General features: G+C 59.4%; 20 protein-coding genes. 6 read left to right on the forward strand and 14 right to left on the reverse strand.

Annotated elements, in window-relative coordinates:
* Positions 1–37: 37 nt before the first annotated feature.
* From ACVZTU_RS11390 to ACVZTU_RS11415, 6 genes are all read right to left on the reverse strand, one after another.
* A complete protein-coding gene (locus ACVZTU_RS11390) occupies positions 38–919 on the reverse strand; it encodes an ABC transporter permease (protein ID WP_482400421.1) in 882 nt (293 codons plus the stop codon).
* 1 nt (position 920) lies between these two features.
* The gene (locus ACVZTU_RS11395) at positions 921–1,865 is read right to left on the reverse strand and encodes an ABC transporter permease (protein WP_410711315.1); all 945 of its coding nucleotides are present in this window, start codon (positions 1,863–1,865) and stop codon (positions 921–923) included.
* The gene (locus tag ACVZTU_RS11400) at positions 1,862–3,460 is read right to left on the reverse strand and encodes an ABC transporter substrate-binding protein (protein WP_410711314.1); all 1,599 of its coding nucleotides are present in this window, start codon (positions 3,458–3,460) and stop codon (positions 1,862–1,864) included. The genes ACVZTU_RS11395 and ACVZTU_RS11400 overlap by 4 nt, the downstream gene beginning before the upstream one ends.
* A 1,350-nt stretch (positions 3,461–4,810) precedes the next feature.
* On the reverse strand, positions 4,811–6,871 hold the full coding sequence (locus tag ACVZTU_RS11405; protein WP_482400422.1) for a DUF262 domain-containing protein: 2,061 nt from the start codon (positions 6,869–6,871) through the stop codon (positions 4,811–4,813).
* 68 nt (positions 6,872–6,939) lie between these two features.
* On the reverse strand, positions 6,940–7,821 hold the full coding sequence (locus ACVZTU_RS11410; RefSeq protein WP_482400423.1) for a patatin-like phospholipase family protein: 882 nt from the start codon (positions 7,819–7,821) through the stop codon (positions 6,940–6,942).
* Between the two features lie 17 nt (positions 7,822–7,838).
* Positions 7,839–9,854 (reverse strand): ABC1 kinase family protein, encoded by a 2,016-nt coding sequence (locus ACVZTU_RS11415; protein ID WP_482400424.1) that lies wholly within the window; start codon positions 9,852–9,854, stop codon positions 7,839–7,841.
* Between the two features lie 152 nt (positions 9,855–10,006).
* Here ACVZTU_RS11415 and ACVZTU_RS11420 point away from each other — a divergent pair, with 152 nt between their 5' ends.
* Both ACVZTU_RS11420 and ACVZTU_RS11425 read left to right on the forward strand, forming a co-directional pair.
* Positions 10,007–10,234, forward strand: coding sequence for a FitA-like ribbon-helix-helix domain-containing protein (locus ACVZTU_RS11420; protein WP_482400425.1), 228 nt, complete (start codon positions 10,007–10,009; stop codon positions 10,232–10,234).
* On the forward strand, positions 10,231–10,656 hold the full coding sequence (locus ACVZTU_RS11425) for a PIN domain-containing protein (RefSeq protein WP_482400426.1): 426 nt from the start codon (positions 10,231–10,233) through the stop codon (positions 10,654–10,656). Before ACVZTU_RS11420 ends, ACVZTU_RS11425 begins: the two co-directional genes overlap by 4 nt.
* A 102-nt stretch (positions 10,657–10,758) precedes the next feature.
* On the opposite strand, the gene dctP is transcribed toward ACVZTU_RS11425, so the two are convergent.
* The 4 genes from dctP to ACVZTU_RS11445 form a co-directional block, all read right to left on the reverse strand.
* Positions 10,759–12,036 carry a TRAP transporter substrate-binding protein DctP gene (gene dctP, locus ACVZTU_RS11430; protein WP_482400427.1) on the reverse strand — a complete coding sequence of 426 codons (1,278 nt, stop codon included), beginning with the start codon at positions 12,034–12,036 and terminating at the stop codon, positions 10,759–10,761.
* Positions 12,037–12,177: 141 nt separating this feature from the next.
* The gene (locus tag ACVZTU_RS11435) at positions 12,178–13,773 is read right to left on the reverse strand and encodes a TRAP transporter large permease (protein ID WP_482400428.1); all 1,596 of its coding nucleotides are present in this window, start codon (positions 13,771–13,773) and stop codon (positions 12,178–12,180) included.
* Positions 13,770–14,264: a TRAP transporter small permease gene (locus ACVZTU_RS11440; RefSeq protein ID WP_482400429.1), complete on the reverse strand. Its 495-nt coding sequence runs from the start codon at positions 14,262–14,264 to the stop codon at positions 13,770–13,772. Before ACVZTU_RS11440 ends, ACVZTU_RS11435 begins: the two co-directional genes overlap by 4 nt.
* A complete protein-coding gene (locus ACVZTU_RS11445; RefSeq protein ID WP_482400430.1) occupies positions 14,264–15,301 on the reverse strand; it encodes a LysR family transcriptional regulator in 1,038 nt (345 codons plus the stop codon). Before ACVZTU_RS11445 ends, ACVZTU_RS11440 begins: the two co-directional genes overlap by 1 nt.
* A 110-nt stretch (positions 15,302–15,411) precedes the next feature.
* On the opposite strand from ACVZTU_RS11445, the gene ACVZTU_RS11450 reads away from it, so the two are divergent.
* Entirely contained in the window at positions 15,412–16,140 is a 729-nt protein-coding gene (locus ACVZTU_RS11450) for an aspartate/glutamate racemase family protein (protein ID WP_482400431.1), read from the forward strand.
* A gap of 91 nt (positions 16,141–16,231) precedes the next feature.
* Here ACVZTU_RS11450 and ACVZTU_RS11455 read toward each other — a convergent pair whose 3' ends face one another.
* A complete protein-coding gene (locus ACVZTU_RS11455) occupies positions 16,232–17,218 on the reverse strand; it encodes a LysR family transcriptional regulator (RefSeq protein WP_482400432.1) in 987 nt (328 codons plus the stop codon).
* Between ACVZTU_RS11455 and ACVZTU_RS11460 the strand changes: the two genes are divergently transcribed.
* From ACVZTU_RS11460 to ACVZTU_RS11470, 3 genes are all read left to right on the forward strand, one after another.
* Positions 17,199–18,434 carry a CaiB/BaiF CoA transferase family protein gene (locus ACVZTU_RS11460; RefSeq protein WP_101596032.1) on the forward strand — a complete coding sequence of 412 codons (1,236 nt, stop codon included), beginning with the start codon at positions 17,199–17,201 and terminating at the stop codon, positions 18,432–18,434. The genes ACVZTU_RS11455 and ACVZTU_RS11460 overlap by 20 nt on opposite strands.
* 11 nt (positions 18,435–18,445) lie before the next feature.
* On the forward strand, positions 18,446–19,720 hold the full coding sequence (locus ACVZTU_RS11465; protein ID WP_482400433.1) for an SLC13 family permease: 1,275 nt from the start codon (positions 18,446–18,448) through the stop codon (positions 19,718–19,720).
* 459 nt (positions 19,721–20,179) lie between these two features.
* Entirely contained in the window at positions 20,180–20,548 is a 369-nt protein-coding gene (locus ACVZTU_RS11470; RefSeq protein WP_101595282.1) for a hypothetical protein, read from the forward strand.
* Positions 20,549–20,617: 69 nt separating this feature from the next.
* Here the strand turns inward: ACVZTU_RS11470 and ACVZTU_RS11475 are convergent, their stop codons facing one another.
* From ACVZTU_RS11475 to ACVZTU_RS11485, 3 genes are read right to left on the reverse strand one after another with little or no spacing between them, the layout of a single operon-like run.
* The gene (locus ACVZTU_RS11475; RefSeq protein WP_482400434.1) at positions 20,618–21,430 is read right to left on the reverse strand and encodes an aminotransferase class IV; all 813 of its coding nucleotides are present in this window, start codon (positions 21,428–21,430) and stop codon (positions 20,618–20,620) included.
* A complete protein-coding gene (gene pabB / locus ACVZTU_RS11480) occupies positions 21,430–23,886 on the reverse strand; it encodes an aminodeoxychorismate synthase component I (protein ID WP_482401752.1) in 2,457 nt (818 codons plus the stop codon). The genes ACVZTU_RS11475 and pabB overlap by 1 nt, the downstream gene beginning before the upstream one ends.
* Before the next feature lies 1 nt (position 23,887).
* On the reverse strand, positions 23,888–24,769 hold the full coding sequence (locus ACVZTU_RS11485) for an SDR family NAD(P)-dependent oxidoreductase (protein ID WP_482400435.1): 882 nt from the start codon (positions 24,767–24,769) through the stop codon (positions 23,888–23,890).
* Between the last annotated feature and the right edge of the window lie 7 nt (positions 24,770–24,776).

Consider the following 24,776-nt stretch of genomic DNA (forward strand, 5'->3'; position numbering starts at 1 on the left):
TTCCTTTCAATTGGTTATCGTGAGTGAGTCTTGAAGGTCAGCGAGCGAAAGCGCGCCGAGGATCGAGAACGTCCCTGAGCCCGTCACCAAGAACATTGACTGCGAGGACGATTGCGATGAGCAGCAATGATGGATAGATCAGCATCGTGGGCTGTACTTCGAGGAAGTCTCGGCCAGAAGCAATCATCGTGCCCAAGGAAGCGAGAGGCGGTTGAGCCCCCAATCCAAGGAAGCTCAGTCCCGCTTCGACCTGAATTGCGAAGCTGAGGCTCAAACTCGCTTGGACAATCACGGTTGACATCACGTTCGGCAGGATCGTCCGGGTGATGATGCTTGCAGTCGTCGTGCCGTTGACGCGTTCCGCGTCGACGTACTGCGCGGATCTGATCGCTACGGATTGCGCATAGACGACCCGAGTGAATCGGGGAACATAGAGAACGCCGATGACGATGACAACGTTGATGAGATCCGGACCGAGGATGGCGACAGCTGCGATCGCCAAGATGACGGCCGGAAAGCTGAGAAGAATGTCCGACCCTCTCATAATGATCGTCGACGTCCATCCACCGAGGAATCCTGCCACCAGACCCAGTCCGACCCCCGCCACCAGGGCGATGACGACCGCTCCGACGGCGACAAGCATTGATGTGCGCGTTGCGATAATCAACCGCGCGAGAACGTCTCGTCCGAAGTCGTCAGTGCCGAGCAGGCCGTCCTGAGACAGAGGAATGCCGACCTGCTCCCGATAGGTGATCGGATAGATCAAAGGCCCGAGGAGAACGACGAGCACGACGAGGATGAAGAAGACTCCGCTGATGCATGTGCGGGGGTTCTTAATGAGCCGGCGGACGATTCCGCGGGAGACCGGGCCGGTCTTCTCCACAAACTCTGTTGAGGCGAGGGCGAGATTATCGGCCATTTCAGAAGCTCTCCGTTCTCGGATCGAGAAGACGAATGACAATGTCAGCGACCAGGTTGACCACGATGACGAAGACCGATGCGCTGAGTACGACAGCTTGTATGACCGGATAGTCGCGGTCGGTCACCGCCTGCATGAGCATGGAGCTCATCCCTGGCCAACCAAATATGGTTTCGATGAGAACCGTCGACCCGATAAGCGTTGCCAACTCGACGCTGGTGATCGACACGACAGGCACCAGCGCATTTCTCAAGGCGTGATTGGTGATGACTTTTCGTTCGATCACGCCTTTCGCTCTGACTGTGCGTACAAAGTCCGCGCTAAGGGTCTCTAGCATCGCCGATCGAGTCATGCGCATAATCACCGCCGTCGACGTCGCTGCGAGCGCAACGACAGGAAGGATGATGAGCTGGAGGTGACCAACTGGGTCCGCGAAAAAGCCCACATATCTCTGAGGGGGCAGAATCGGCAGCCACACCGAGAACACAAGCAGCAACAACGTACCGGTGACGAATACCGGCAGCGATATTCCGAGAACCGATCCGCCGGTGATGATGTGATCTAGTGCACGGTCATTGCGAATGGCCGCAATCCGGCCGAGAACCACTCCGACAATGATGGAAACAAGAATCGCGAGGACAATGATTTCAAGTGAGTTGCCGAATCGAACGATCAGGTCTGGGGCAACGGGCCGACCGCTGATCAGTGACACTCCTAAGTCACCTGTCAGAAGATTCTTCCAGTAGTTGAGGAACTGAATAGGGAACGCTTCATCCAGGCCCATGGTCGACCGCATGGCCGCTACTTGATCATCTGTGGCGTTCTCACCGAGCACAGCCCGAGCCGCGTCACCCGGAATCAGTCGAATGAGCAGGAACACGATCGTCGCGACGATCACGAGCTGGATTACGGCGAGCCCGATCCTTCTGACTACGAAATTGGTCATCGCTCTTCCTCCAGCCAAACTCCACGCAAGCTGACCTGGGTCCATGCCCCCTTGGGCGGATGAGAGAAGCCACGCACGTATTTGTGGGAAGCTTCGCCCTGGATCCGACGGAGCGTATACGTCAAAGGCATCTCATCGAGCACTCGTTTCTCGACCTCCATGAAGAGTTCATTGGAGAGGCTCGTGTTTTTGGAACGCCTTGCTTCCGCAAGGAGGTCGTCGGTGCGCTTGTCATTGAAGTCCATGAACTTCGCCCACCGGCTGCCTGAAGCTACAACCTCGCTCAATGCAGCGGGATGCCCGAATTTCAGCGAGGTTCCCCAGGCGAAACTCGGATACTTCTTCGCTTCCACCGTCTCTTGGAAGGAGAGCCATTCTTGGCGAGTCAGCCGAGGGTTGACCACAGATTCTTGGAGAGATGGCAGCATCGCTTCAGCCGGCCTCGAAATGACTGAGTAGCTGCTTGTAGTGATGATGCTCAGATCCAGGTCATCTCGACCAGCCTTTCGAAGGAGGTGTGAAGCACGTTCAGGGTCGTATTCGACCGCGCCTTCGAGCTGTGAGGCATATGGTGCAACTTCGTCAGGAACAAGGCCACCGGTGATCGGTCGACCGTGCCCTAAGAAGGCGGTTTCTAGCGCAGCGTCACGATCAATACTGCATGCGACTGCCTGCCGCACTCGTTTGTCGTCGAACGGTGGCCTTGACGTGACGAACCCGAGAACTCCAAAGCCGAAGACGCTATCCGAATAGACCTCGAGCTGTGAATTGTTCTCTATCACATCGACGTGAGTCGAGGGGATGTAGTCGATCATGTCTACAGTCGCGGTGCGTAGTGCAGTCACTCGCGCGTAGTCGTCTTCCATCGGCGTGAACTCGATAGCGTTGAGATAAGGCAACTCGGGGACGAAGTAGTCGTCGAATCGTTCAATGACGATGCTCACGCCAGGAACCCTCTCGACAAAGGTAAAGGGACCTGTCCCCATCACCTCCAGGAGTGGATCAGCGCCCGATTCGATCCATTGTTTGGAGATCACGTTGGCGCAGGGGTCAGCTAATGCGAACGGGAACGCCCTGTCAGGTTCTCTGAGAGTGAAGACGATCGTGTCCGAGCTCGATGCATCTACACGTTCAACAGAGCGAAACAACGGTGCGGCAGTTGACGAGGTATCAGGATCGATGATCCTACGCATGGAGAAGACCACGTCGCTCGCCGTCATCTTCGATCCATCGTGAAATCGGACATCCGTCCGGATCTTCACTCGATATGCGGTGTCCCCTGCCCAGCCATGTTCAAGAGCGAGATCCGGAACGATCTCTCCATCAGGGTCGTATTGGAGCAGTCCGTTATAGAGCATCTGCCGAATCACATCGGAAGCCGCGCCCGAGCTTACGTGCGGCTCAAAGTTCACCGGTTCCGTTGATAGGCCGTAGTGGAGGACTCCGCCTCGATTTGGCTCACCGTTTCCGGTGGAGATGTCGTTCCACGAGTCTGGATAGTTGGCGACTGCGCCGCAACCGGCAAGGGCAAATCCCATACCCGCTGTTCCCGCTGCGGTGAGCACGCTTCTTCTTGTAAGGAATTCTCTGGTCATTGAGACTCCGTCGTATGCGTCGTTGCACTGCGAATACGTCGAGTATACATGGCGCATTCTCGGAAGATCAATGACTTTCTTGTTGCTTTTATCCGACCGGAAACTCGCACTCATGCACGTGAGTTCTAGACCGAGATTCGGCGGCCTAGTCCTCACCCAGCTGCTTCACTATAGGCAAGCTATGAGCCGCTGTCAGCGGCCAGCTGTCGTTAGACGAAACAACGCTCGCTGGATTCAACTTCGCCTAGGTTTGGAGCTCGCCGGTCGGAGGCTAACCTCGAGAAGTATTCGACGAACAGGTGCGAGTGATTGCTGGATTCAACACCGTCGAGTTCGCGAAGTTCAAGCAGCGGGGCTAAGAGCCGCTCGAGTCCTGTCCGGTCAGATTCCAGCGACTAGAGCCGTCGGAACTTTCGAGCGGATAGCCAGGTCACGGAAACAAGACAACCCGTACGACGCGATATTGGGCCCCGTAAGCGGAGTACCGAGTGGATCGCGTATCCGTGTGGGGTATATGGGCCCCTGTCGCAAGACCGGAGGCCTGTTCGTAACTCCAGTTTCTATGCTTCCAACAAGCCCGAATCGGCCCAATTAACGCCGGTACTGTTGAGCCGATCTAACGTGCCACTCTACAAAATTGTGCAATAGCTCACGATGAAGTAAACGCGTTCCGATAGTTGCTACGAGGTTCACCGAATGCGATCCGCAATTCGCCGACGATAATTGAACAGTCGTTCGCAAGCGCCCGGGTCATCGGATAACGATCTCCGGGCGGGTGATGCCCTACGGCAGCAAAACATCTAAGGCACCGAGGGCATCCACCAAATCGCTGGCCCGAATCTCATCGACTGACAGAAATTACATGTTCTTACCATTCGCGAAGTAGTGCTCTCCACCACCGTAGTCAGCGTTTATGTCGAGCTTGATGAGCCCGCGAGTGTCGACTTTCACACCTTTGGGGAACTGATTTGAACTGTCCGTCGACAGGTTCAACGACTGGCGGTTTCCGAAGATGTCTTATAACGATGACCTCATTTAGGATGCACCGACGTCCCAGTGTCTATTCTTATGGCGATCGCCTAGCAACCTTCTCCACCCGTGCCCGTCACCGCTGGGCACGTGTTAGACATTGTCCTGATGCGCGAAAGAACGGACCTAGATAGTCGGCGGGCGGGTCAGACTGACAAAGAATTGTTAACAGCAAAGTCGAGGCACATAGGTCGTTACGTACCTGATTACCTAGTTCGGAGACCACCGTCAAGCCTAAAACTCGTCGACTGCCTGCACCGACTACGAGCGTTGCCTACTCACACATCTTTGGTGCAGATTCTGGATCTACCAGAATGGTTCTCATTCCTCCTCCAACAGTTCCAACAGTTCTTCGGACCCGAGTTTTTGTTCGGGATCGGCATGTCCATCGACGACCTGTATGCCGTCAAGCCGTAGGAGCTCAACGGGATCTCTCTTATCGCTTGGGTCGCTCCAGCGAAAATTCGCCGCGACCCTACCGTCAAAAGTGAGAACTCGATACGGCTTAAAGCACTTGGGGCAGGTGGCTAGATGATTTGCCATCGGCTGCGCGCTGGTACCTACCGCTTCAGCAAGGTTGTCATAATTGGTCCAATAGCCGCTGGGAATGGCTCCGAGAATCGAGTGCGCGACTGACCAGTCGAAATTCCGAGAGTCCGCGAACTGCTGTCGGAAGCTCTCCAATTCTTCACTGTTGACATCGGGACGCGACCAGATCTTTAGCGAACGATCCGCCAAAGAGTCCGCTCTCTGGATGATTTCGTCCTCAGTCCACCGGTCCAGTTGTCCGATTCCTGCGTTGAGTCGCAGAGGGCTGTCTCGAAATCCGCCTTCTATGTCTCGCTTCTCACAGAAAGGCCGATCGGAGTATTCCGGATTATAACCGGTGAGGGTTAAGTTCCCCAATGTGTGGAGATATCGTTCGTGAATATTTTTCCATTCACTTCCCAATGCTTCCTGCCATGCTTCATTTGGATTCTGAGGCATGATGTGTTCCACCGTGTACTCTGAGGTGGCGACTTCCTCTTTGCGGCCGTCATTCTCAAGCTTCCGAAAGAAGTACATCTTTCGCTTGAGACTATATAGGTCCACGTTGACAAGGGCTTCCTTGAACTCACCGTCCGTCGGGAACCGCCGGTAGTCGGGAAAAGTGAGCAGCCGTGCACAGACGCTCTTGGCGTAATCCGACTCGTCAATGACGTTTTCCAAAGTGGCAAAAGTCTTGTTGAGGCTGTTGGTTGGAATAGAGCAAATAGCACGGCGGAACACATAGGAAATTATAGCGTCCAGTATAACTATGAAATCGCTCCGTCGTAGGCGACCGTCGGAATAATCAGAGTACGCGCGGAGGAGGAAAGGATGGACCACCCGGGCAAGCAGATCTATTTCCGTGAAGCGGGACAAGAGTTCTCGATCCTTTTCACGGCCGAGAGCCATGGCCGCGAAGTAGCTCGAGTACTTACTGAAATCTACGACGAGCGCTTCTCTTGAGATACCTTTCGCCTCGAGCTCGAACGCATAGTCCTTGAAAGCTTCGTACATAAGGTCGCGTCGGGGGATCGAGTGCGTTGGACTCTTCAACGTCAGGTAATGACGAACAAACTCGTCGAAGCGACTCTCGTTGTCTCCCTGGTAAAAGCGCTCCATCGGGTACCAGTATTGCTCGTAGAGCCGTGTCTGACTGGCCGGCTCGAGATCCATGAGCACGAAGTTCCGAATCAAGTCCGCTTGAGATAGCTTCTTTCCTGTCGCGTTCATTGACTCGAATACAAGCTGCGGATCGTCTCGTCCACGTGTCAGCGAAACATCAACGACAACTAACTTGTCGAGCCCACTGCATACGTCGGCGAGTGACGCGTCTGACGTTCGAAGCTTCTCCAGAAAATAGCGGAAGTTGGAAATGACACGGGAGTCCGATTCCGGCAGTACAGAGTTCTGGATCACCGACTTCAGCGCATCCCTGTCTCTTTGGGTAAGGATGAGCTTGAAGTACTCATCGCCGGAGTTGTACTGGTTCGTGAGGTACAGTCCGCGAATCTTTGCTGGCGAGAATCCTGTTCGGGGTTCCCTTTGGCCTTCAGGCAGTTCGTCAAGATAGGACGCGAGGGCGGCCAAGAGCAGTGTCACTGTAGTTACGCGTTGCTGTCCATCGATGATGAGATTCGGTTCGCGCGATGTGGCAGTACCTTCGTCCCGCTCGATGTAGACGATGGAACCGGTAAAATGATTGACCAACTGCGATCTGGAACCTGCCCGGACGATATCCGACCAGAGCTGTTCACATTCATTCTCATCCCATGAATAGACACGCTGGTAGATCGGTACGACAAAGCTCTCGGACTTTTTGAGTAGTTCGAGAAGGTTGGTATCAACAGCTTTCATCTGATGCCCTCGCAGTGTGTTATCGATAGCTATTCGATCGTCAGGATACTTTAGGGCGAGCCCGTTAACTACGCATTTAAGAATTCGAGCATCGCTGGCAACTCTCTCCTAGCTTGTGACAGACCCATACGATGAGCTGCCGCAAGCCGCGAAAGATCGCGGGTGCTGTTCTCGACGGGCATGCGGTCGGGAGCGAATACGTGCGCTTTGCCTTCCTCCTCGAGGGCAAAGATACGTTCGCGGGTTTCGTTGTACCGCTTCCAACGGGTCAGCAGTGCGTCGGCCAAAGCCGGATACCTGCGGAATATTCCCCGGTAGACCGCTGGGAATCGCTGCGGAATTTTACTGTATGAGCGCTCCTGGGTCAGCACGATGACGAACTTCTCGAAGCCCTCGCGCTGAGCCTGACTCAACGCGATTCCGCCGTCCTCCCCCATCGCACCGTCGACGTAGACGTGCCCATCAAGGTGCACAGGCGGCATGACAATCGGCATCGTCGATGACGCCTGCACACGGATCATCAAATCGTCGATGTTCGGGGTGTCCTTCTTCGACCACACCGCCTCTTCGCCGGTCTCGGCGTCGAACGCGATGATCCGCATGTCACCAGTGCTTGCCTCGTAGGTGTCCCAGTCGAACGGCAGAGCCTCATCGGGAGCGCCCGCTCGTTGGTAGATGTACTCGCCGTGGAACATTCCCTTGCCACGGGCGAAGTACCGCCACCCGCCGAATTCTTCTTCTTTGGCGAACTCGACGAAGGACCGGCGGGCGCGCCACTTGTCGCCTGACAAGTAGTTCACTGCGGTGGATGCTCCGGCACTGATTCCAGCGACCCAGTCAAACGACAGCCGTTCATTGAGCAAGACGACCGCCATCGCACTGGTGAGCGACGCTCGCATGCCACCGCCTTCGAAGATGAGTGCGGTATCGCTGATTCGCGTCGTCTCCACTGGCTCCGTCACTTGACCTACCCCAGCCCTTCCCACGTCATCCGCTGCCTGAGCGCTGGAGCAAGAACCAACGCCGCAATCACACTACCAGCCAGTAGCATCCACGCGCCGAAGTACGTGAAGAGTTTGAGCTCAGGAGCCAGCGCCGGCCCGAAGTCCGCGGCCATGAGGATCACTCCACCGAGGATGAGCGCGGTCGAGACGATCACCTGGATGAACTGCTCGACGGTCGAGACCAGCAGGTTCTTGATGGTCGCAATGTTCAGCCCACTCGTGCCGACGTCGAGAGTACCGTCTTGCAGATGACCGGCGATGCGAGAGATCTGGCCTGGCAGCTCAGCGATCTGCGGTGCAGTCGCCGCCGCGTAGAGCGTCATCTCGTGTCGGTCGACTCCCAGTCCCCCGACCTCACGCAGCAGCATCTTCCCGTTCTGCGTGACTAGGGCCAGCAGGTTGAGTTCCGGCACCAGACGAGTAACCGATCCCTCGAGGGTACTGATAGCACGGAATGCTGTTGCTACCGAGGCCGGCATCCGGAAACCGAAGTCGACGACGAAGTCAATGAGCTCGCCGAACAGCGCCGCCGAGGTTGAGCCCGGTGCCCCGTCGCCGTACTTGAGCATGATCTGCCCGATCTCACGCTGTAACTCCCGCAGGTTCACCTCGCTCGGCGTGCCGAGCAACTCGAGGATGGCCGCGGTCGCGGCCTGCGAGTTCTGCGAGTCGAAGGCCATGAGCAGCAAAGCGATCGCTCGGCGGTCGCGTTTGTCGATGCGCCCGACGGCACCGAAGTCGACGAGGCCGGCACGGCCCGCGCTTGAGACGACGATGTTTCCAGGGTGGAGGTCGGCGTGGAAGATGCCCTTCCCGAGCACCTGTCGGACGACCATGAGGAAGAGGTCCTGGGCGATCTCTCTGCGCGCGATCTCGGAGAGGTGGTCGACCACCTCGGCGCCGTGGGACAGAGGGGAACCCTCAACAAGGTCCATGACGATGACGAACTCGCCGGAGAGCTCCTTATACACGTGCGGGATATGGACAACAGAATCGGTCTGCGTCGTCGAACGCCCGGTCTCGTCGGCGAGGCGGAGGGCTTCGATGTGGGCGAGCTCGCCGCGGTAGTCGAGCTCGCCCTGCAGTGAATCGACGAAGCTGCGGGCGAGTTTCGAGATGCCGATCTTCTTCGCCCAGTCGGTGGTGCGATCGAGGCGGTCGGCCAGGGTGAGGACGATATCGCAGTCGGCGCGGACCTGTTTGCGGATCTTCGGCCGTTGCACCTTGACCGCGACCACGCGGCCTTCCCAGGTCACGGCTCGGTGGACCTGAGCGACGGAGGCACCGGCGAACGGTTTCTCATCGAACTCGGCGAACACCTCGGCGACGGGTCGGCCCCATCGGGCTTCAAGCTGGTCCTTCACTTCGGCGAAGGGAACGGGCTTGACCCCGGCTTGGAGGGTTGAGAACTCCTCGACGAATTCGTGCGGGATCATGTCACCGCGGGTGGCGATGAACTGGCCGAGTTTGATGAACGTGACCCCCGAAGCGGCCAGGGCGTCACGGGTGGTGGCTGCGATCTCTCGGAGAGAGACGCGCAGGGTGGGAATTCGCGGTCGGAGGTAGCGGGAGAGGCCGAATTTGATGAGGATCGACTGGATCTGGGCCAGGCGGTTGACGCGGCGGTACCAGGTGGGGATCTTCGGTGCGTTGCGGATGAGTGAGCTCAGGGTGCCCGAGGGCATGATGAGTTCGATCGCCAGCAGGACGAACATCTGGATGACGATGAACCAGGCGAAGAGCAGCAGGAAGACCATGATCGCCGGGAAGCTCATCGACAGGTTCGGGTATTGGTCGGATTCGGAGATGCCGAGGAGTTTGTAGGCCTGGAGGGTTATGGGCCAGATCGAGAGGCCCATGATGAGGGAGACGATGGTGTTGCGCGCGGCTCCGGTGCCGGTGAGCATCATCCGTCGGACGAGGAATCCGACGATGAGCGCGCTGAGGACGCCCAGTCCGATGGTGTAGAGGATCGTCACCCGTCAGCCCTTCCGTCGACTTTGTCCTACGCGATCACCAGCCTAGTTGATCAGGGAGTAGGTTCGATTGAGAGTTTGCGGTGGATCGGAATAGCTCTCTTCCGATCACGCACCGACAGCGATATCATTGTAGTGATATCAAAGGAGGAGCCGTGGAACAGATTCTCATTCGCAATCTGCCGGAGGGCACCAAAGCCATATTGCGTAGACGAGCAGCTGCTCATAACTCAAGCATCGAGGCAGAAGCCAGGGAAGCTCTTGCCGTAGGCATTGCGGCCGAGGAGCCGACACTTGTCGACCTCATCTCGATGAGCACCGATGCTCACGTCGAGTTCGAGCCGAAGCGCCTTGGCCTGAAGGCACGTAGAGCAGAGCTATGAACTTCCTTCTTGACACGAACGTCGTGTCAGCTCTGCGAGTACGAGGACGAAATCCGGAGGTCGAAGCCTGGTCGAGTTCGGTGCCCGCTCAAGCCCAGTTTGTATCAGCCTTGAGTATTTCCGAGATTGAACGTGGCGTGACTGCAAAAGAACGCACAGATTCACAGCAAGGCAAGATTTTGCGAATGTGGTTCGAAGAAATGCTCCTCCCCGGATTTGCGGGACGCATTCTCCCCTTCGATCTACCTGCCGCCCGTGCACTGGGCTCATTCCGCGTGCCCGAGCACGCGCCACTCGACGACGCACTCATTGCTTCGATCGCGGTTGCTCACCACATGACTGTCGCTACCCGCAACACTAAGCATTTCGAAGCGCTGGACGGAGTGCAATTAGTAAATCCGTGGTCGGGCTATTCCAGCTGATCCCAGCCTTGTTCGCACAACACAAAAGCCCTGTTGAACGGTGGACTATTCGCCATCCGTTCAACAGGGCCTTTTTAAGTTCGGGCCTAGCCCGCTACGGTACTACTCCGGCCGATGCTCGGCCATGACCTTCTCAAACAGCTCGTCGCCGAGCTTGTCGTACGAAGCGTCCTCCGGGTACCACTCGTCGAGTGAGGCGAAGTCACCCTTGTCGTCGTAGCCAAGCTCAGACACTGACTTTGCCCATTCGGTTCCAGCGGTGTCCAGCGCCTTCGGCGCATCGGTGACGCCAGCCTTTTCAGCGGTCTTGTCCGACAGTTCCTTCGCGTACTTCGCCATCTGCTTCTGCACGTCATCGTCGAAAGGCTTGACCGAACCGTCGTTGTCCTTGGCCTGCTCAACGGCCTGCGCCTTCGCTCCGATGACGACCTCCATCATCGTGGCGAACGTCGTCGACATCGAGTCGAAGATGACCTGCTGGTATGCCACCGGCAGCTCCGAATACTTCTTGCCCGCCGTAATCGCACCCGCCGAACGTGCAATGCCCGCGTCCGATGCCACACCGATGTTCGGGGCCACCTCGAAGGTGCCGGCCTCGACGTTCGGTGCCAACTGGCCGAGATCGCAGTCGACAGTTCCGCGCTGCAGCGCCTCATAGGTCTCCGGGAACGACAGCGACACCGGAGTCGCGCCCAGATCGGTCACCTGCTTGCCAGCGGCGGCCGAACCGACACGCACCTGCTTGCCCTTCCAGTCATCGAGCGACGTCATCGGCTTCGAGCACATCGTCGAATACCCACCGGCGGCGAGCATCGGAATGAGCGGGACGAGGTTCTTCTTCTCAAATTCTTCAAGCACTTCGGGCGTCTCCCACGCCGCCTGCACACCGGCCGCGTTCGCCGCCAAGTCACTGGCCACGGGCGAGGACGGGAGCGTCGACATGGCCGTGCCGATCGCGTCGAACGCCGGGTACTCGGCCGGGGTGTACGACGGCAGAGTGAACGCGAGGTCGACGCGACCATCGGCCAGGGCATCATCGACGTCGGCGTAGCTGGCGATCGCCTGACCCCACACGATGTCGACGGTGATCTTCCCGCCCGAGCGCTCCTCGATGGCCTTCTTCACGTCCAGACCATTGGGTGCGAGGATTGATTTCTCCGACATCGCCGACGGCTGGAATTTCAGCGTCACCGGGTCGAGGTCGGCCAGAGCCTCATCGATCTCGTCCTGCGAGGCGTCATAGGCGAAGCCCTCCCCCGCGGAGTCACCCGAACCCGATCCGTCACCGCCGACGGATCCTGCGCATCCGGCCAATAGTGCCAGCGATGCGACCGCCGCGATGGCCTGGGCGGGGCGTGCTGCCGTGCGGATGCGCTTCATGGGACTCCTTTGAGCGAAGGCTGAGAATTCCCTCCAATCATATGTCTGAATGAGGTCACCCTAACCATGAGTCCGCTCACACCCCGCGGCGGCCACCCAAACGGTGCAGTGCACGGTTGGGCAGGGCCGCCTCGGCGAGGGTTATCCGGACATTCCCCCGCTGGTGCGGCTGATCAGGTCGGGCAGCCATTCGGTCATTCCGGGCACGGTGACCATGAGGATGAGGAAGATGACGACGACGGGCAGGAACCACAGCAGAGAGATGAAGATGTCGCGCAGGCTCACGCTGTGGCCGAGGTTGACCTCGGGGTTCTTCGCCATCGAGTGGACGATGTAGGGGATGATGCCGACCGGCGGGGTGACCATGGCGAACTCGCCGAGGAGGACGACGAAGACTCCGAACCACAGCGGGCTCACACCCATCGTCTCGAGGGTGGGCAGGAGGATCGGGATGGTCAGCAGCATCATCGACAGGGTGTCGAAGAACATGCCCATGACGATGTAGAGGACGATGAGGACGAGCAGGAATCCGATCCGCGACAGTCCGAGGTCCGTGATGAGGCCGGTGAGGATGGGGGCGAGTCCGGTGATGGCGAGCAGGCTGGTGAGCATGGTCGCGCCGATCATGATGAAGAAGATCGCCGAGGTGGCCGCCACTGTATCCATTGCCGAATCCGCGACCTTCCGCCACGGTTGTTCGCCCCGTTTTTCCCATAGACACAGCAGGAGCGAGCTGAGCGCGGCGGCGGCTCCGGCCTCGGTGGGGGTGAAGATGCCGGAGAACATGCCGCCGAAGAGGACGACGAGGATGACGGCAAAACCCCAGACGCCGGTCAGCGAGGTGAGGCGGTCGCGCCAGGTGGTTGTGGGGCGGGTGGTGTTGGCTGCTGTGGTTGTTGGGTTTTGGGTGTTCTGGCCGCGGCCAACGAGTTTCGGTGCAATGATGCCGATGGCGAAGATGAAGGCGGCGAAGCACACGGCGAGCAGGATTCCGGGGACGGCTCCGGCCATGAGGGCGGCGCCGACGGGCACGGAGGCGATGCCGGCGTAGACGACCATGAGGATCGAGGGTGGGATGAGGTTGCCAGTCATGCCGGAGACCATGATCGTGCCGACTGCCATGCGGCGGTCGTAGCCGGCTTTGAGCATTTCGGGGATGCCTGCTCGGCCTAGGGCGTAGGTCATGCCGATGGTCGAGCCGGTGACGGCGGACAGTCCCGCCCCGGCGAAGGTGGTGCCGATGCCGATGCCGCCGGGCAGCCAGGAGAACCAGTGGTCGGCGACGCGGTAGACCTTGCCGGACAGACCCGATTGGGTGAGCAGCATGCCCATGAAGATGAACATCGGCAGCACGCTCATCGACCAGTCGGAGACGGCGCTGAATGGGGCGGTGGCCAGGATATTCATCGTCGCCGGGATCCCGGACACGGCGTAGACGCCGATGATCGAGGGCACGGACAAGGCGATGGCCACGGGCACGGAGAGGAAGAGGAGGACGAGCATCATCCCGATGCACCAAGCTCCGCCGATCGCCGCGGACGGGCTGGTGAAGAGACCGATGAGGCAGACGGCGACTAGGCCGAACCCGATGGTCAGGGCGAGGGCACCGGGGCGGTCGCGGCGGGAGCCAATGGGGAACAGTGCGGTGGTGTTCGCGGATTGGGTGCCGGTGATGTTCGCGCTGTTCGTGTCTTCTGGCGGCAGGGGTGTACCAGTGAAGTCGGTATTTGCGTTCATTTCTCCTCCCCTGCTTCTGCGCAGTGGCGGAGGATCGCGACGGCATCGAGAATATAGAGCACGGTGAGGAGGACGAACACGATCGGCACGAGGTAGTACACGGGCCAGGTGATGACATCGGAGACGTCGGCGGTCGATCCAATGGCTGTGTTCTCCAGTGCCTTACCCAGCCCGAACCAGGCGAAGGCGATCGACACGAGCGCACCGAGGATGCAGGCGAAGACCGTGAACACTGCGGCGGTGGCAGGTTTCGCCCGTTCGATGACCATGGTCACCGTGATGTGTTCCTTCTGCAGCTGCGCGGCCGGGATTCCGAGCAGCGCGACGATGGGGAGATACCAGTATTCGACGATCTCGTTGGTGCCGTAGAGCGGGGCGTGGAAGATCGACCGGGCCAGGGCGTGGGTGACGATGTGGAGCATCATCACGATGATCGCCGCGGCCGTGGTAACCGTCAGCCACCTATCGAGGACTTTGGTGAACGTACTCATCAGGAGTCACTGTAGCCGTCGGTCGAGGTGCTGGCGGTAGTACCGGTCGCTGCTGCTTTCGCTTGGGTGCCGGTTTCGACGTCTGTCGCACCGCCGCCGATGACGTCGGCGGCACGCAGTGCTTCAATCAGGTCGACAATCTCGGAGGCGGCTACCAGTCCGTCGGGGATCATTGCGGTGACGCGACGGGCGCCCGCCTCGGCAAGGGCGATGGGGTCGATGCCCGGGACCTGAGAGTAGCGGCGGGCGCTGCGAGGAAGCAGTGCGACACCGAGTCCGTTGGAGACGAGCGATTGGATGGCGCCCGGGTTGTCGGTGATGTGCCGGGTCCGAGGTTCGAAACCGGCGGTGCGGCAGAGGCGTTCAGCGGTGGATCGGCAACGCACGCATCCCATGATCCACGGCAAGTCGGCAACATCATTGAGGTGTTGGATCTGCCCGGCACGATTCCAGCGTTCGGGAACGAGCAGGTCGAGGTGGTCGGCGCCGAGGTCGACGGTGATGTGTCCGGCGAGCTCGGGCGGGGTTTCGTCTTCGTGATGGAAGAGGAAGGCGATGTCGATGTCGCCGTCATCGAGCAGGCGCAGCGATTCGGGCGGTTCGGCCTCGGAGACTTCGTACGAATGGTGAAGCGGCGCGTCGGTATTTGTGCCCGCGTTTGCCTCGAGCCTGCCGAGTGCTGCAGCCAAGGGGCCGATGACGAAGCTGGGGAATCCAGCGAGCCGGACATTGCGTCCGCCGAGGCCGAAGGCTTTCGCAAGATCGTTGCGCAGTCCCGTCACCGAGGTGGCCACCTCGTTGGCACGGATGCGAGCGAGTTGGCCGGCAGTGGTCAGACGAATGCCGCGTGGTGTCCGGTCGAAGAGGGTGACGCCGAGGTCCTTTTCCAGCGCATTCATGTGTTGGGACAGTGCCGGTTGGGACCAGCCGAGGGCCCGGGCGGCGGCACCGATGCTGCCGGATTCGGCGATGGCGCCGAAGATGAGGAGGCGTTTGGGCTCGCCGAGGTCGAGAGCCTGTTCGAAGACAGTAGCCATAAGCCCAGCTTATGCCACAGCAGAGGGAACTGGGCCTACCGAAGGCAGATGATGCGCACCACACTGGAAGTAGTCGCGTTGAAGTCATTGCCAAGTTGAGGAGTTGGAGTATGCGCAGGATCGGTCTGCTGGGTGGAATGAGCTGGCATTCGAGCATCGAGTACTACACGAAGATCAATGATGCAGTGGCCAAGCAGCTCGGTGGTCACCATTCCGCGCAGATCCTGCTCGACTCGTGCGACTTCGCCGATATCCGGGAGCTGCAGGAGGCCAACGACTGGGCGGGCAATGATGCGTCGCTCGTCTCGACGGCACAGCGTTTGGTCGATGGCGGTGCCGAGGCTGTCGCGATTGCCACGAACCTCATGCACAAGTGCGCCCCGGCCATTGAGGCAGCGGTCGATGTGCCGCTCATCCATATCGTCGATTCGATCGCGACAGTGGCGAAGCGTCAGGACTATTCGACGCTGGCGGTTCTGGGCACGAAGTGGACGATGCTCGATGACTTCTACACGGGACGACTCGAGGAGCAGGGAATCCGGACGCTCGTTCCCGATGAGGAGACGTGCCTCGAGGTCGATCAGATCATTTTCGACGAACTCACGCAGGGATTCTTCACGGATGCTTCGCGGGCACGCTACGTCGAGATCATGAACGACCTCAAGGCCCGCGGCGCCGAAGCAGTGACACTGTCGTGTACCGAAATCGGCCTACTAGTTCCGCCAGAGACCGCTCCCCTGCCGGCCATCGACTCCGTTGATGCTCATGTTGCCGCAATCGTCGAATGGATAATGGCGGAGGCGCCTGTGGCTTCGCTAGTCTCCAGCGCCGCTGTTTGACAGCAGAGCCCGCATCCCGGTGGTGGCCCGTCCCACCTCATCGAAAGCGTCCGCGGGACCAAGCACAGTCCCAACACTAATAGTAGACTGGCTATGCAATGACGAGCGCTGCCCCTTGCTCTTGGATAAATCGGCGGACGACAAGTGCTGACGCTGAAGGCTGACTATCAGTTCGGTGGACCAGGCAGATCTCAAGCGGAGGCGTATCCAACAGCGGCACCCATGTCAGTGCATGGTCATGGCTTGGGAAATCAACCGCGGCCAGGACGCCGATTCCGGCACCGTTCTTGACCATCACTCGCACGGTCCGTGCCGATGCCGCACGCACGACCACGTCGGCATCAGGCAGTCTGCTGACAATCTCCTGTCCGATTACGGTGCCCGGCCGCATCGCCACAATCGGCCACGACTCAAGATTGCTCCATCGGATCGCGCGCATTTCGGCAAAGGCATGATCAGCCGGTACAACGACGCCCAATCCGACTTCGGCGACTTGGGAACGCGTAATCCCATGTGGCGGCTGAGTCCTGGGCGCGGACACAATCCCGATATCGAGGGCACCGTTCAGCACCTTGGATTCCACCTCAGCTGAACTAGCCTCAGTGATTTCAAACCTCAGGTCGGGATGTTGCTGCAGAAGTCGCGATGCCACGGGAGCAATCAGCACCTCAGCCAGCGCAGCGATTGACCCTATAGCGACTCGGCCTCGAAAGGTTCCGCTCACCTCGGCCGCCATTCGGTGTATCGCTTCTTCTGAGGCGGTCAGTCTTCTGCAGTAGGGAACAATGCTCCGACCTGCTTCTGTCAATCGCACCCCCAACTTGCTGCGGGTCAGAAGGACGACGTTGAGTTCCTCTTCGAGCAGAGTCACCTGTTCTCGCAGCGTTGGCTGGCTCACCTGGCAACGTTCAGCCGCTGCTCGAAATGACCCTGTATCGACTGCGGCCAAGAAATACCGCGCGCGCTCAACTCGCATTCGATAACTATAGAGGTTTTTCCTACCACAACCGAACGGCACACGCTTCTTCCCATCAACGCATTCGGCGTCGAAGCTATATATGACTGATGCCTTCGGCATTGCTCTCACGACGACGTGGAAGGAAATACATATGACAAACCAGCCCTTATCGGGTATCCGTGTCTTGGATCTTTCGACAATAATTGCTGGCCCTCTGACAGCTTCTCTGCTCGGGGACTTTGGGGCCGAGGTCATCAAGATCGAGCAACCCGGCGCCGGAGACCCTGCTCGCCGATACCCTCCTCTGGTCGGCGATCTTTCGGCCGCGTGGGCGATGCACGGGCGGAACAAGAAGAGCGTCACGGTTGACCTCCACCATGCCGATGCAGGTGAATTGGTCGGAAAGCTGGTTCGAAACGCCGACATAGTCGTGACGAATTTCAGGCCCTCCACGTTGAAGAAATACCGAATCGATTTCGACGATCTCACACAGTTCAAGAACGACCTCGTTATGGTGCATGTCAATGCATTCGGCCGCACAGGTCCCTACGCAGATCGTCCTGGATTTGCCCGTGTCGCGGAAGGTTTTGCTGGTCTGACATATCGCACTGGCGAATCGGACGGCCCACCGATTTTCGCCGGCTACCCCGTCGCTGACGGAGTGACCGGAATGTACGGCGCATTCGCGGCTATGCTTGCTCTGCGTCAGCGCGACTTGACTGGTGAGGCCCAACTCGCCGACATTCCACTCTACGAGCCACTCTTACGCATGATGGAAGACTTCATTGCTGATTACAGCGTGACCGGTTCCAGCGTCGAGCGACAGGGAAACAAGAATCCGCACATCAGCCCGAACAACCTGTATCGCACACGAGATGGCCAATGGATCGCGATCCCTGCATCTACGGACCGCATGTGGGAGCGCCTCGTGAATGTCATAGGAGACACGGATCTGGAAACGTACAAGTCAATGACACAACGACTCGAATATCGCGATCAGATCGAGGCAATAGTTTCGACCTTTGTCTCATCTCATGACGCTGATGAACTGCTGGAGAAGTTGAGCGCCGCCGGTGTGGCTGCCGGGCCGATCAATTCCGCAGCGGATGTATGCAATGACCCACACATTCGGCATCGAGGCTCAATTGTTGAAGTCGATGATGGATTCGGCGGCACTCGGCTCGTGCAAGCCCCGGCCGGGCGATTTTCGGGATTCGCAAGCACACTCGGAGGTCCACCGCCAGCACTTGGGGAAGACACCGACGTCGTGTTGCGCACGCTGGGCAATCTGACAAATGAAGAAATCTCCGTGCTTCGTACGAGTAAAGCGATCTGAAGGACCGGCCGATGAACATTGCAGATGTATCCATACTCGTACTCGTCCTTTTGTTTGTAGCGACGATGCTCAAGGGCTTCAACCTTGGGCTCGGCTCTCTGGCCGCGGCGTTTGGTGTCAGTGCTGTGGCAGGAATGGAGGCCACAGAGGTCATCGACGCCTTCCCAGGCGACTTCTTCATCATGATCGTTGGAGTCACCGCACTCTTCGGAGTCGCTCAAATCAACGGAACGCTCGATTGGATGCTCGACGGAATACTCCATCTTGTCCGAAGTAACGCAACACTTGTCGCTCTGGTCCCCTTCCTTGCAGGTGCACTCCTGACAGCATTCGGAACATTGCCGGCAGCAGCTACCGCGATCGTTGCCCCGATAGCTCTAGGACTGTCGGCGCGCTACGGACTGCCTGCCTTGATGATGGCTGTCCTGGGAATCATGGGAATCCTCAGCGGGCTGTTATCTCCTCTCGCGGTGTTCGGCATTTCCGCAAAGCAACAGATTGACGCGTCCCAACTCCTCGTCCCCGACCACACCCCCATCACGCTCTTAGGAGGATCGATGCTTGCTGGGGTGCTGGTCTGCATCGGCGCTCTCGTTTATTCGAGGGCTCGTGGCCTGCTGCCGAAGGGACAGCTCGGTCACCCCGAGGTGCCGCTGGGCCCTTCCGGAGGCGGAGTCGCGACCCTCGTCAAAACGTCTCCGCGCACGAGGGATCTTGTCACCACGCTCGGCGGAATCGGACTTGTACTGGTTCTAGCAGTCGGGTTCGACGCCAACATCGGCCTACTTGGCGCAACTGTCGCCTGTTTGCAGATGCTGGTGCTTCGCATGGAACCATCGGAAGTCGTTTCCAAGATCCCGTGGTCGGTCATACTACTGATCGGCGGACTTCTGACCTACATCGGTGTCATGCAGAGCCAGGGTGCCTTCGAACGGATTAGTCAGCTGCTGACAGTCGAGGGCTCTCCCATGATTTCGCTTCTACTCCTCTGCTACATTGCCGGAATCACATCGTTTGCAGCGAGCTCTATCGCGGTCTTTGTCACGGTCATGCCACTGATTCCGAACGTGGTTGCTGCTGGAGTTTCACCAATTGGAGCAATCCTTGCCGTGGCACTAGCTTCAGTCATTGTGGACATCAATCCGCTGGGCATTACAGGCGGTCTGATTCTCGGTTCCGCCGAGGAAAAGGTCCGACCCAAATTGTTCAGGCAACTGCTTGCCTATGGCTTGGCCTCGGTAGTCGTCGGCCCATTGATCATCTGGGGGATCTTCGGATGGTGGTGAGGACCCGAATGTAATCCCGTCTTTTGAGGAGCTATTGCACGATGCAGTGGTGGAGGCCCATTTGAGAAAGTTTAGCCCTCACCACTGCTTCGGCTTTTCGTTGCGATGAGCCGATCAGGTTCTCCCGTACGTGCGCACAGGCTCGTAGAAGCACCGGCTGGACACCCGCAACAACTAAATTCTCTTCAAGTGCTGGCTGCTCTCACGCATAAGTCCGATCATCGGTGATGGCACTGCGCGAACGGTCTTGAAGGAACTTGAGCGCAACCAACGTGATGACCGCCGAGATGAGGCCAGTTGCCCCTCAGACCACGACGCTTCCGGTCGCCCCAGTGACCGAAGATCGCCGCGCCGACCGGGCGAGCAAGGAATCCGACGAAGCATGTGGCGAAAGCAGCGACACACTTCCGTGGTCAGCGCGGACCGCCGTCTCGGAATCTGCCAGGGTAGAGTCGCTGCATGTCGAAACCACAGCGAGCGAAGGCACGCCGCGCCGCCAGTCGTGCGTTCATCGTCATCACCGCCGCGTGGCTGGTCGGGGTATTCGGACTCATCATTGCGTGGTTGCTGGCCCCAGACTCACTCCCGGAGGGCCAGTGCAGCGGACTGGGCTTCGGCTGTACCCTCACACCACGCGATTCGATCCAATTCGCTGGTTTCTTCTTTGCCCTGCCGGTCACCATATTCTGGTTCGTTGCCGGAGCGATCGCCACGTCTCTTCTCGGACGGTTCAGCACGCTCAGCTGGCGGTGGATCGCACTCATCTCTCTCGGGATCTGCATGGCAACAGGTGTTCTTGCCATTGGTGCGGTAGTAATACTCTTCTAAGGCGTCGTCAGATCTGAGTCACGTCTGTTTCCGCTCCATCTCGGCCCCACCGAGTGTCCTTGCGACCACTTAACTGCGCAGCGGCCGACGAGCTGATTCCAACCACAAACGCCATTGAATGAATCGCTCTGGTTCTTCGCCGAGCGGCGAAACATCCCGGGTTCCACTAGGTGCGTCGACGAACTCTCTCACTCGTCGGATCCCGTGCAGCGCATTGACCAACCACACGTCGTGACCGACGAGCTCTTCGGGAAGCACCCGCCGAAATTCGACCGGTATCGACCGCGAGCGAGCCTCGTCCAGAATCATCGCCGAGGTCACTCCCGGCAACGCTCCCAACTCAGGCGCCGGTGCACACAGAGCCTCGTCGTCCCACCACAGCAGACTCGTCGTCGCGCCTTCGATGACGAAGCCTTCGTCGCTGAGCAACACCACCTCGGAACAGTCATGGTCGGCACGCGCCTGCGCCACCAGCCGACCGAGCAGACCGATATCCGGTCCCTTGCGGCCAGGAATCGTGCGGGGATCAGGAAATGACGGGACGCGCACCCGGAGCTCGCGAGTTCTCTCCGGAGCCGGTCGCAGTCGGAGGGCCAACACAGGCTCGACACCCACAGTCGGTTCAAGGACATCCACGCGCGGGAACCACTCCCCCGTCGCCGGGATCTGCTCGACCACTGCCGCCCAGAAATCATCGGTGATCGCATTGCCCATCCCCACCTGAGAAGCCGCATCACCGAACCGTGCCCGATGGCGATCGAACGCTCGTACCCGCCCGTCTTCAACGAACCACGAATCGGCAGCAGTCAATGTCCAGGAGTTGAGATCAGCCGTCGGCGGCTCGAAACGGCGATCCTGTTGATTCCACAGCCACACGCTCATCATTCGATCCCTCCCGAATATTCGGTCACAGCGGTATCGGCCGGTCCGACCTCCTCGGCGGGAATCATGGTGTGGAAGTCAACATTGCCCATCTGTTCGGCTGAATGGGTGCTCGTCGCCAGTTCGGACGGAACATCAGAATGAACGACGTCTTCGTCGGGGAACTTCGCTCCACCGAGCAACCTCAGCACCGGTGCCGCCTTCACCACGGTCTCCGCATACTCCTCCTCGGAGTCGGACAGCGCGACGATCGCTCCACCGACCCCATACCTCAACTTCTCGCCCTGGACGACGAGCGTACGGATGACGACGCTGAGATCGACGGCACCGCCGAGAGAGAAATACCCGACGGCTCCGCTGTACACCCCACGCGGGCCGGCCTCGAGCTCTTCGATGGTCGTCATCGTCCGCAGCTTCGGCGCCCCAGTCATCGACCCTGGTGGGAACGCCGCCCGCACACTCGCCACCGGGCTAGCATCCTCGGCCAAGCGTGAACTGACCGTCGAGACCATCTGATGCACCGTCGCATACGACTCGATCCCGAACAACGTGTCCACCTGCACCGACCCCGGCTCGGCCGTGCGTCCGAGGTCGTGCCGCACGAGATCGACGATCATGAGATTTTCCGACCGATCCTTCACCGAGGCGGCCAGCTCAGCCTTGATCGCTTCATCCTCGGCCGGTGTCGCTCCCCTGGGCCGAGTACCCTTGATCGGCTTCGACTCCACCCGGCCGTCTGCGCCAATCCGCAGAAACCGCTCAGGTGAGGTGCTGAGAATCACCGCCTCTCGCGTGCGGATGAACGCCCCAAACGGCGTCGGATTGTCCTCACGCAGCCGCAGATACATCTCCAGTGGTGACGCATGCGGATCGACGGTGCCCTCGAGCATGTTCGTCAGACAGACTTCGTAAGTCTCGCCATCGGTGATCTTCTCTTGCACTTGGTCGATGAGGTCGAGGTACTCGTGCCGACTGTTCCGTGCCACGAGGTTTGGATCGCGGCGTTTCGCCGGGTTTGTGATGTCCGCCTTCGCCGAGGCGGTGCTCGGTTGGTGAGTCCCAGTGACCTCATCAGTGGAGATCGATGCAATCCGTGTGCGTGTGTGGTCGAGCCAGTCCTGATTAGCTGCGTGGCCGGTTGGATCGTCAGCCTGACGCAGTGCCAGAAGGTGGATGCGCTCGGTGTGGTGGTCGAGAACGAGTGCGCGGTCCAGGAACATCATGACGGCGTCAGGCAGGTCGGATTCGCGCTGGTTCGGCGAGCCGACCTCGGCCTTGAGCTCGTAGCCGAGATAACCGACCCACCCAAGGCGGAAATCGAATGGCAGATCGTGGCTTAAGGCGCTCAAGCCGGGAAAAGTGGATTTGATGCCTTGCGCTTCTGTTCTTTCGCCGGTCACCGCAACGGTCGCGCTTGCGAGTTCGGCTTCGAGCCAGTCAAAGAATCCGGACGACTCAGTCACATACTCTGACTCGTCACCGGCCGAACGCACTTCGACTACCCCTTCCGGTACCGAGGCGGTCGCTACTCTGCTCAGCGGACCGGACGGCGCACCCATGATTGAGAACCGCGACGAGTCGTTGCCAAGTAAGTTTCCGTCGAGCCAAACTGCCTCAGGTTCGTCACCGAAGAGCTCGGCGAAGAGACGTTCGTCGGTGAATGTCTGAGGGAGAACATCGGTGTCGAGAATGTAGTGGTGCCGATCGTCAGCAGGGTGGGGAGTCGCTTCGGACCGATTGAGCGCTGCGCACGTCCCTGCAAGGAGGTCAGATTTCGAGACAATCTCCTCGCCATCCCACGCCTCATTGACCGAACCATCATCCTGATGCTCAGTCCCCCGGTTCCATGCCACAGTAAGCTCGGCGAATTTCCGCAGCAGGGTCCGAGCCTCATCGGAGGCGATCGATTCCGGATGGAACTGGACTCCCCATTGTGGCCTGGACCGATGCCGGAGCGCTTGGATGACTCCGTCTTCGGACCACGCTGTTGCCTCCAAACAATCGGGCAAGTCGGTCACTGCGAGGGAGTGGTACCGCACCGCCGAAAACGGCGAGGAGATACCGGCGAACAGCTCGGTCTCGGCATGCCGGATCGCCGAGACCCGACCGTGTCGAGGCTCCGGAGCGTGCGCCACGACTCCCCCGTGCACGTGAGCAATCCCCTGGTGGCCTAGGCACACTCCGAGCACAGGGATCGAGGAATGCTCGATCACCTCAGCGCAGATGCCGAAGTCAGCGGGTTTCTCCGGAGTTCCCGGCCCTGGGGAGATGACGACATTGTCGAACTCGTCGAGCACGCACAGCTCGAATTCTTCCCAGTCGTTGGGCACGAGCGTCGGCGCACACTCATTCACCTCCGCGAGGAGATGGAAGAGATTGAGGGTGAACGAATCGGCATTGTCGATGAGCAGAGTCCGCAGCGGCCGCGTCGCTCCCGACGGCCCGTCCGGAACCATCTCAGCCAAGCACCATCCGACGGTTCGCATCCGACAGTCCGCCATCCGCCTCGGCGAGCAGCGACTCCTCCGTATCCGCACCTGCACGGACGTACCGGCCGGTGAAAGCATCCAGCGTCCCCGAGGCCAAAGCCACAGCCAGATCGGTGACCTGCTCGGGTGAGGTCCAATCATCACCCTGGCGGAAATCATGGACCGGCATCGACTTCGTCATGGTCGTCTCGACGACGCCGGGGGCCATCTCGAAGATTCGCAAGCCCTTGTCGTGGCCGAAGTGAACGACCGAATCAGCAATACGGAACAGTGACGCCTTCGAGGCCGAGTACACTGCATACGCCGGCGTGCCCTTCGCCCCCGATCCCGAGTTGAGGTCGATGATGCGGCTGGGACGGCCGGTCGCCTGGGCGCCCGCCATCAATACGGGTGCAAAGACGTTGATCATGAGCGCGACGCCGAGCACGTTCGCGTCGACGACGTCCTTGAGGCTCTCCGGATCGGCATCCCAAAGCGGCCCCTCCGTCGATTCGATGCGCCCGGCATTATTAATGAGCACCTGCAGGCGCTTGCCCGTCGACTTCTCGAGCCCAGCGACAGAGTCACGCAGCTGGTTCACTGCAGTGATGTCATCGGTGCGCAGACCGACACCGGTCACCGCTCCCCCGGTCGCCTCAGCGATCTCATCAGCAGCAGACTCTGCCTTTTCCGCCGAGGTGGCCGTCACGATCACGTCGTAGCCGGCCTTTGCGAACGCCTCCGAGAGGTGGCGTCCGATTCCGCGGGCACCGCCGGTGATGAGGGCGATCGTCTCTGATGGGACCGCAGTCGCTTCTGTTGCAGAATCGCCGGCAGGCAGGTTCGTTCCGTAAGGCAGCTTCTCGGTCATGTCAGAT

The organism is Brevibacterium sp. OS20, from assembly GCF_056837565.1.

What these genes read in the sequence shown, in the direction of transcription:
- ACVZTU_RS11390 (WP_482400421.1), bottom strand. Translation starts at nt 919, where the DNA reads ATGGCCGATAATCTCGCCCTCGCCTCAACAGAGTTTGTGGAGAAGACC.
- ACVZTU_RS11395 (WP_410711315.1), bottom strand. Translation starts at nt 1,865, where the DNA reads ATGACCAATTTCGTAGTCAGAAGGATCGGGCTCGCCGTAATCCAGCTC.
- ACVZTU_RS11400 (WP_410711314.1), bottom strand. Translation starts at nt 3,460, where the DNA reads ATGACCAGAGAATTCCTTACAAGAAGAAGCGTGCTCACCGCAGCGGGA.
- ACVZTU_RS11405 (WP_482400422.1), bottom strand. Translation starts at nt 6,871, where the DNA reads ATGAAAGCTGTTGATACCAACCTTCTCGAACTACTCAAAAAGTCCGAG.
- ACVZTU_RS11425 (WP_482400426.1), top strand. Translation starts at nt 10,231, where the DNA reads ATGAACTTCCTTCTTGACACGAACGTCGTGTCAGCTCTGCGAGTACGA.
- dctP (WP_482400427.1), bottom strand. Translation starts at nt 12,036, where the DNA reads ATGAAGCGCATCCGCACGGCAGCACGCCCCGCCCAGGCCATCGCGGCG.
- ACVZTU_RS11435 (WP_482400428.1), bottom strand. Translation starts at nt 13,773, where the DNA reads ATGAACGCAAATACCGACTTCACTGGTACACCCCTGCCGCCAGAAGAC.
- ACVZTU_RS11440 (WP_482400429.1), bottom strand. Translation starts at nt 14,264, where the DNA reads ATGAGTACGTTCACCAAAGTCCTCGATAGGTGGCTGACGGTTACCACG.
- ACVZTU_RS11445 (WP_482400430.1), bottom strand. Translation starts at nt 15,301, where the DNA reads ATGGCTACTGTCTTCGAACAGGCTCTCGACCTCGGCGAGCCCAAACGC.
- ACVZTU_RS11450 (WP_482400431.1), top strand. Translation starts at nt 15,412, where the DNA reads ATGCGCAGGATCGGTCTGCTGGGTGGAATGAGCTGGCATTCGAGCATC.
- ACVZTU_RS11460 (WP_101596032.1), top strand. Translation starts at nt 17,199, where the DNA reads ATGACTGATGCCTTCGGCATTGCTCTCACGACGACGTGGAAGGAAATA.
- ACVZTU_RS11455 (WP_482400432.1), bottom strand. Translation starts at nt 17,218, where the DNA reads ATGCCGAAGGCATCAGTCATATATAGCTTCGACGCCGAATGCGTTGAT.
- ACVZTU_RS11465 (WP_482400433.1), top strand. Translation starts at nt 18,446, where the DNA reads ATGAACATTGCAGATGTATCCATACTCGTACTCGTCCTTTTGTTTGTA.
- ACVZTU_RS11470 (WP_101595282.1), top strand. Translation starts at nt 20,180, where the DNA reads ATGTCGAAACCACAGCGAGCGAAGGCACGCCGCGCCGCCAGTCGTGCG.
- ACVZTU_RS11475 (WP_482400434.1), bottom strand. Translation starts at nt 21,430, where the DNA reads ATGAGCGTGTGGCTGTGGAATCAACAGGATCGCCGTTTCGAGCCGCCG.
- pabB (WP_482401752.1), bottom strand. Translation starts at nt 23,886, where the DNA reads ATGGTTCCGGACGGGCCGTCGGGAGCGACGCGGCCGCTGCGGACTCTG.
- ACVZTU_RS11485 (WP_482400435.1), bottom strand. Translation starts at nt 24,769, where the DNA reads ATGACCGAGAAGCTGCCTTACGGAACGAACCTGCCTGCCGGCGATTCT.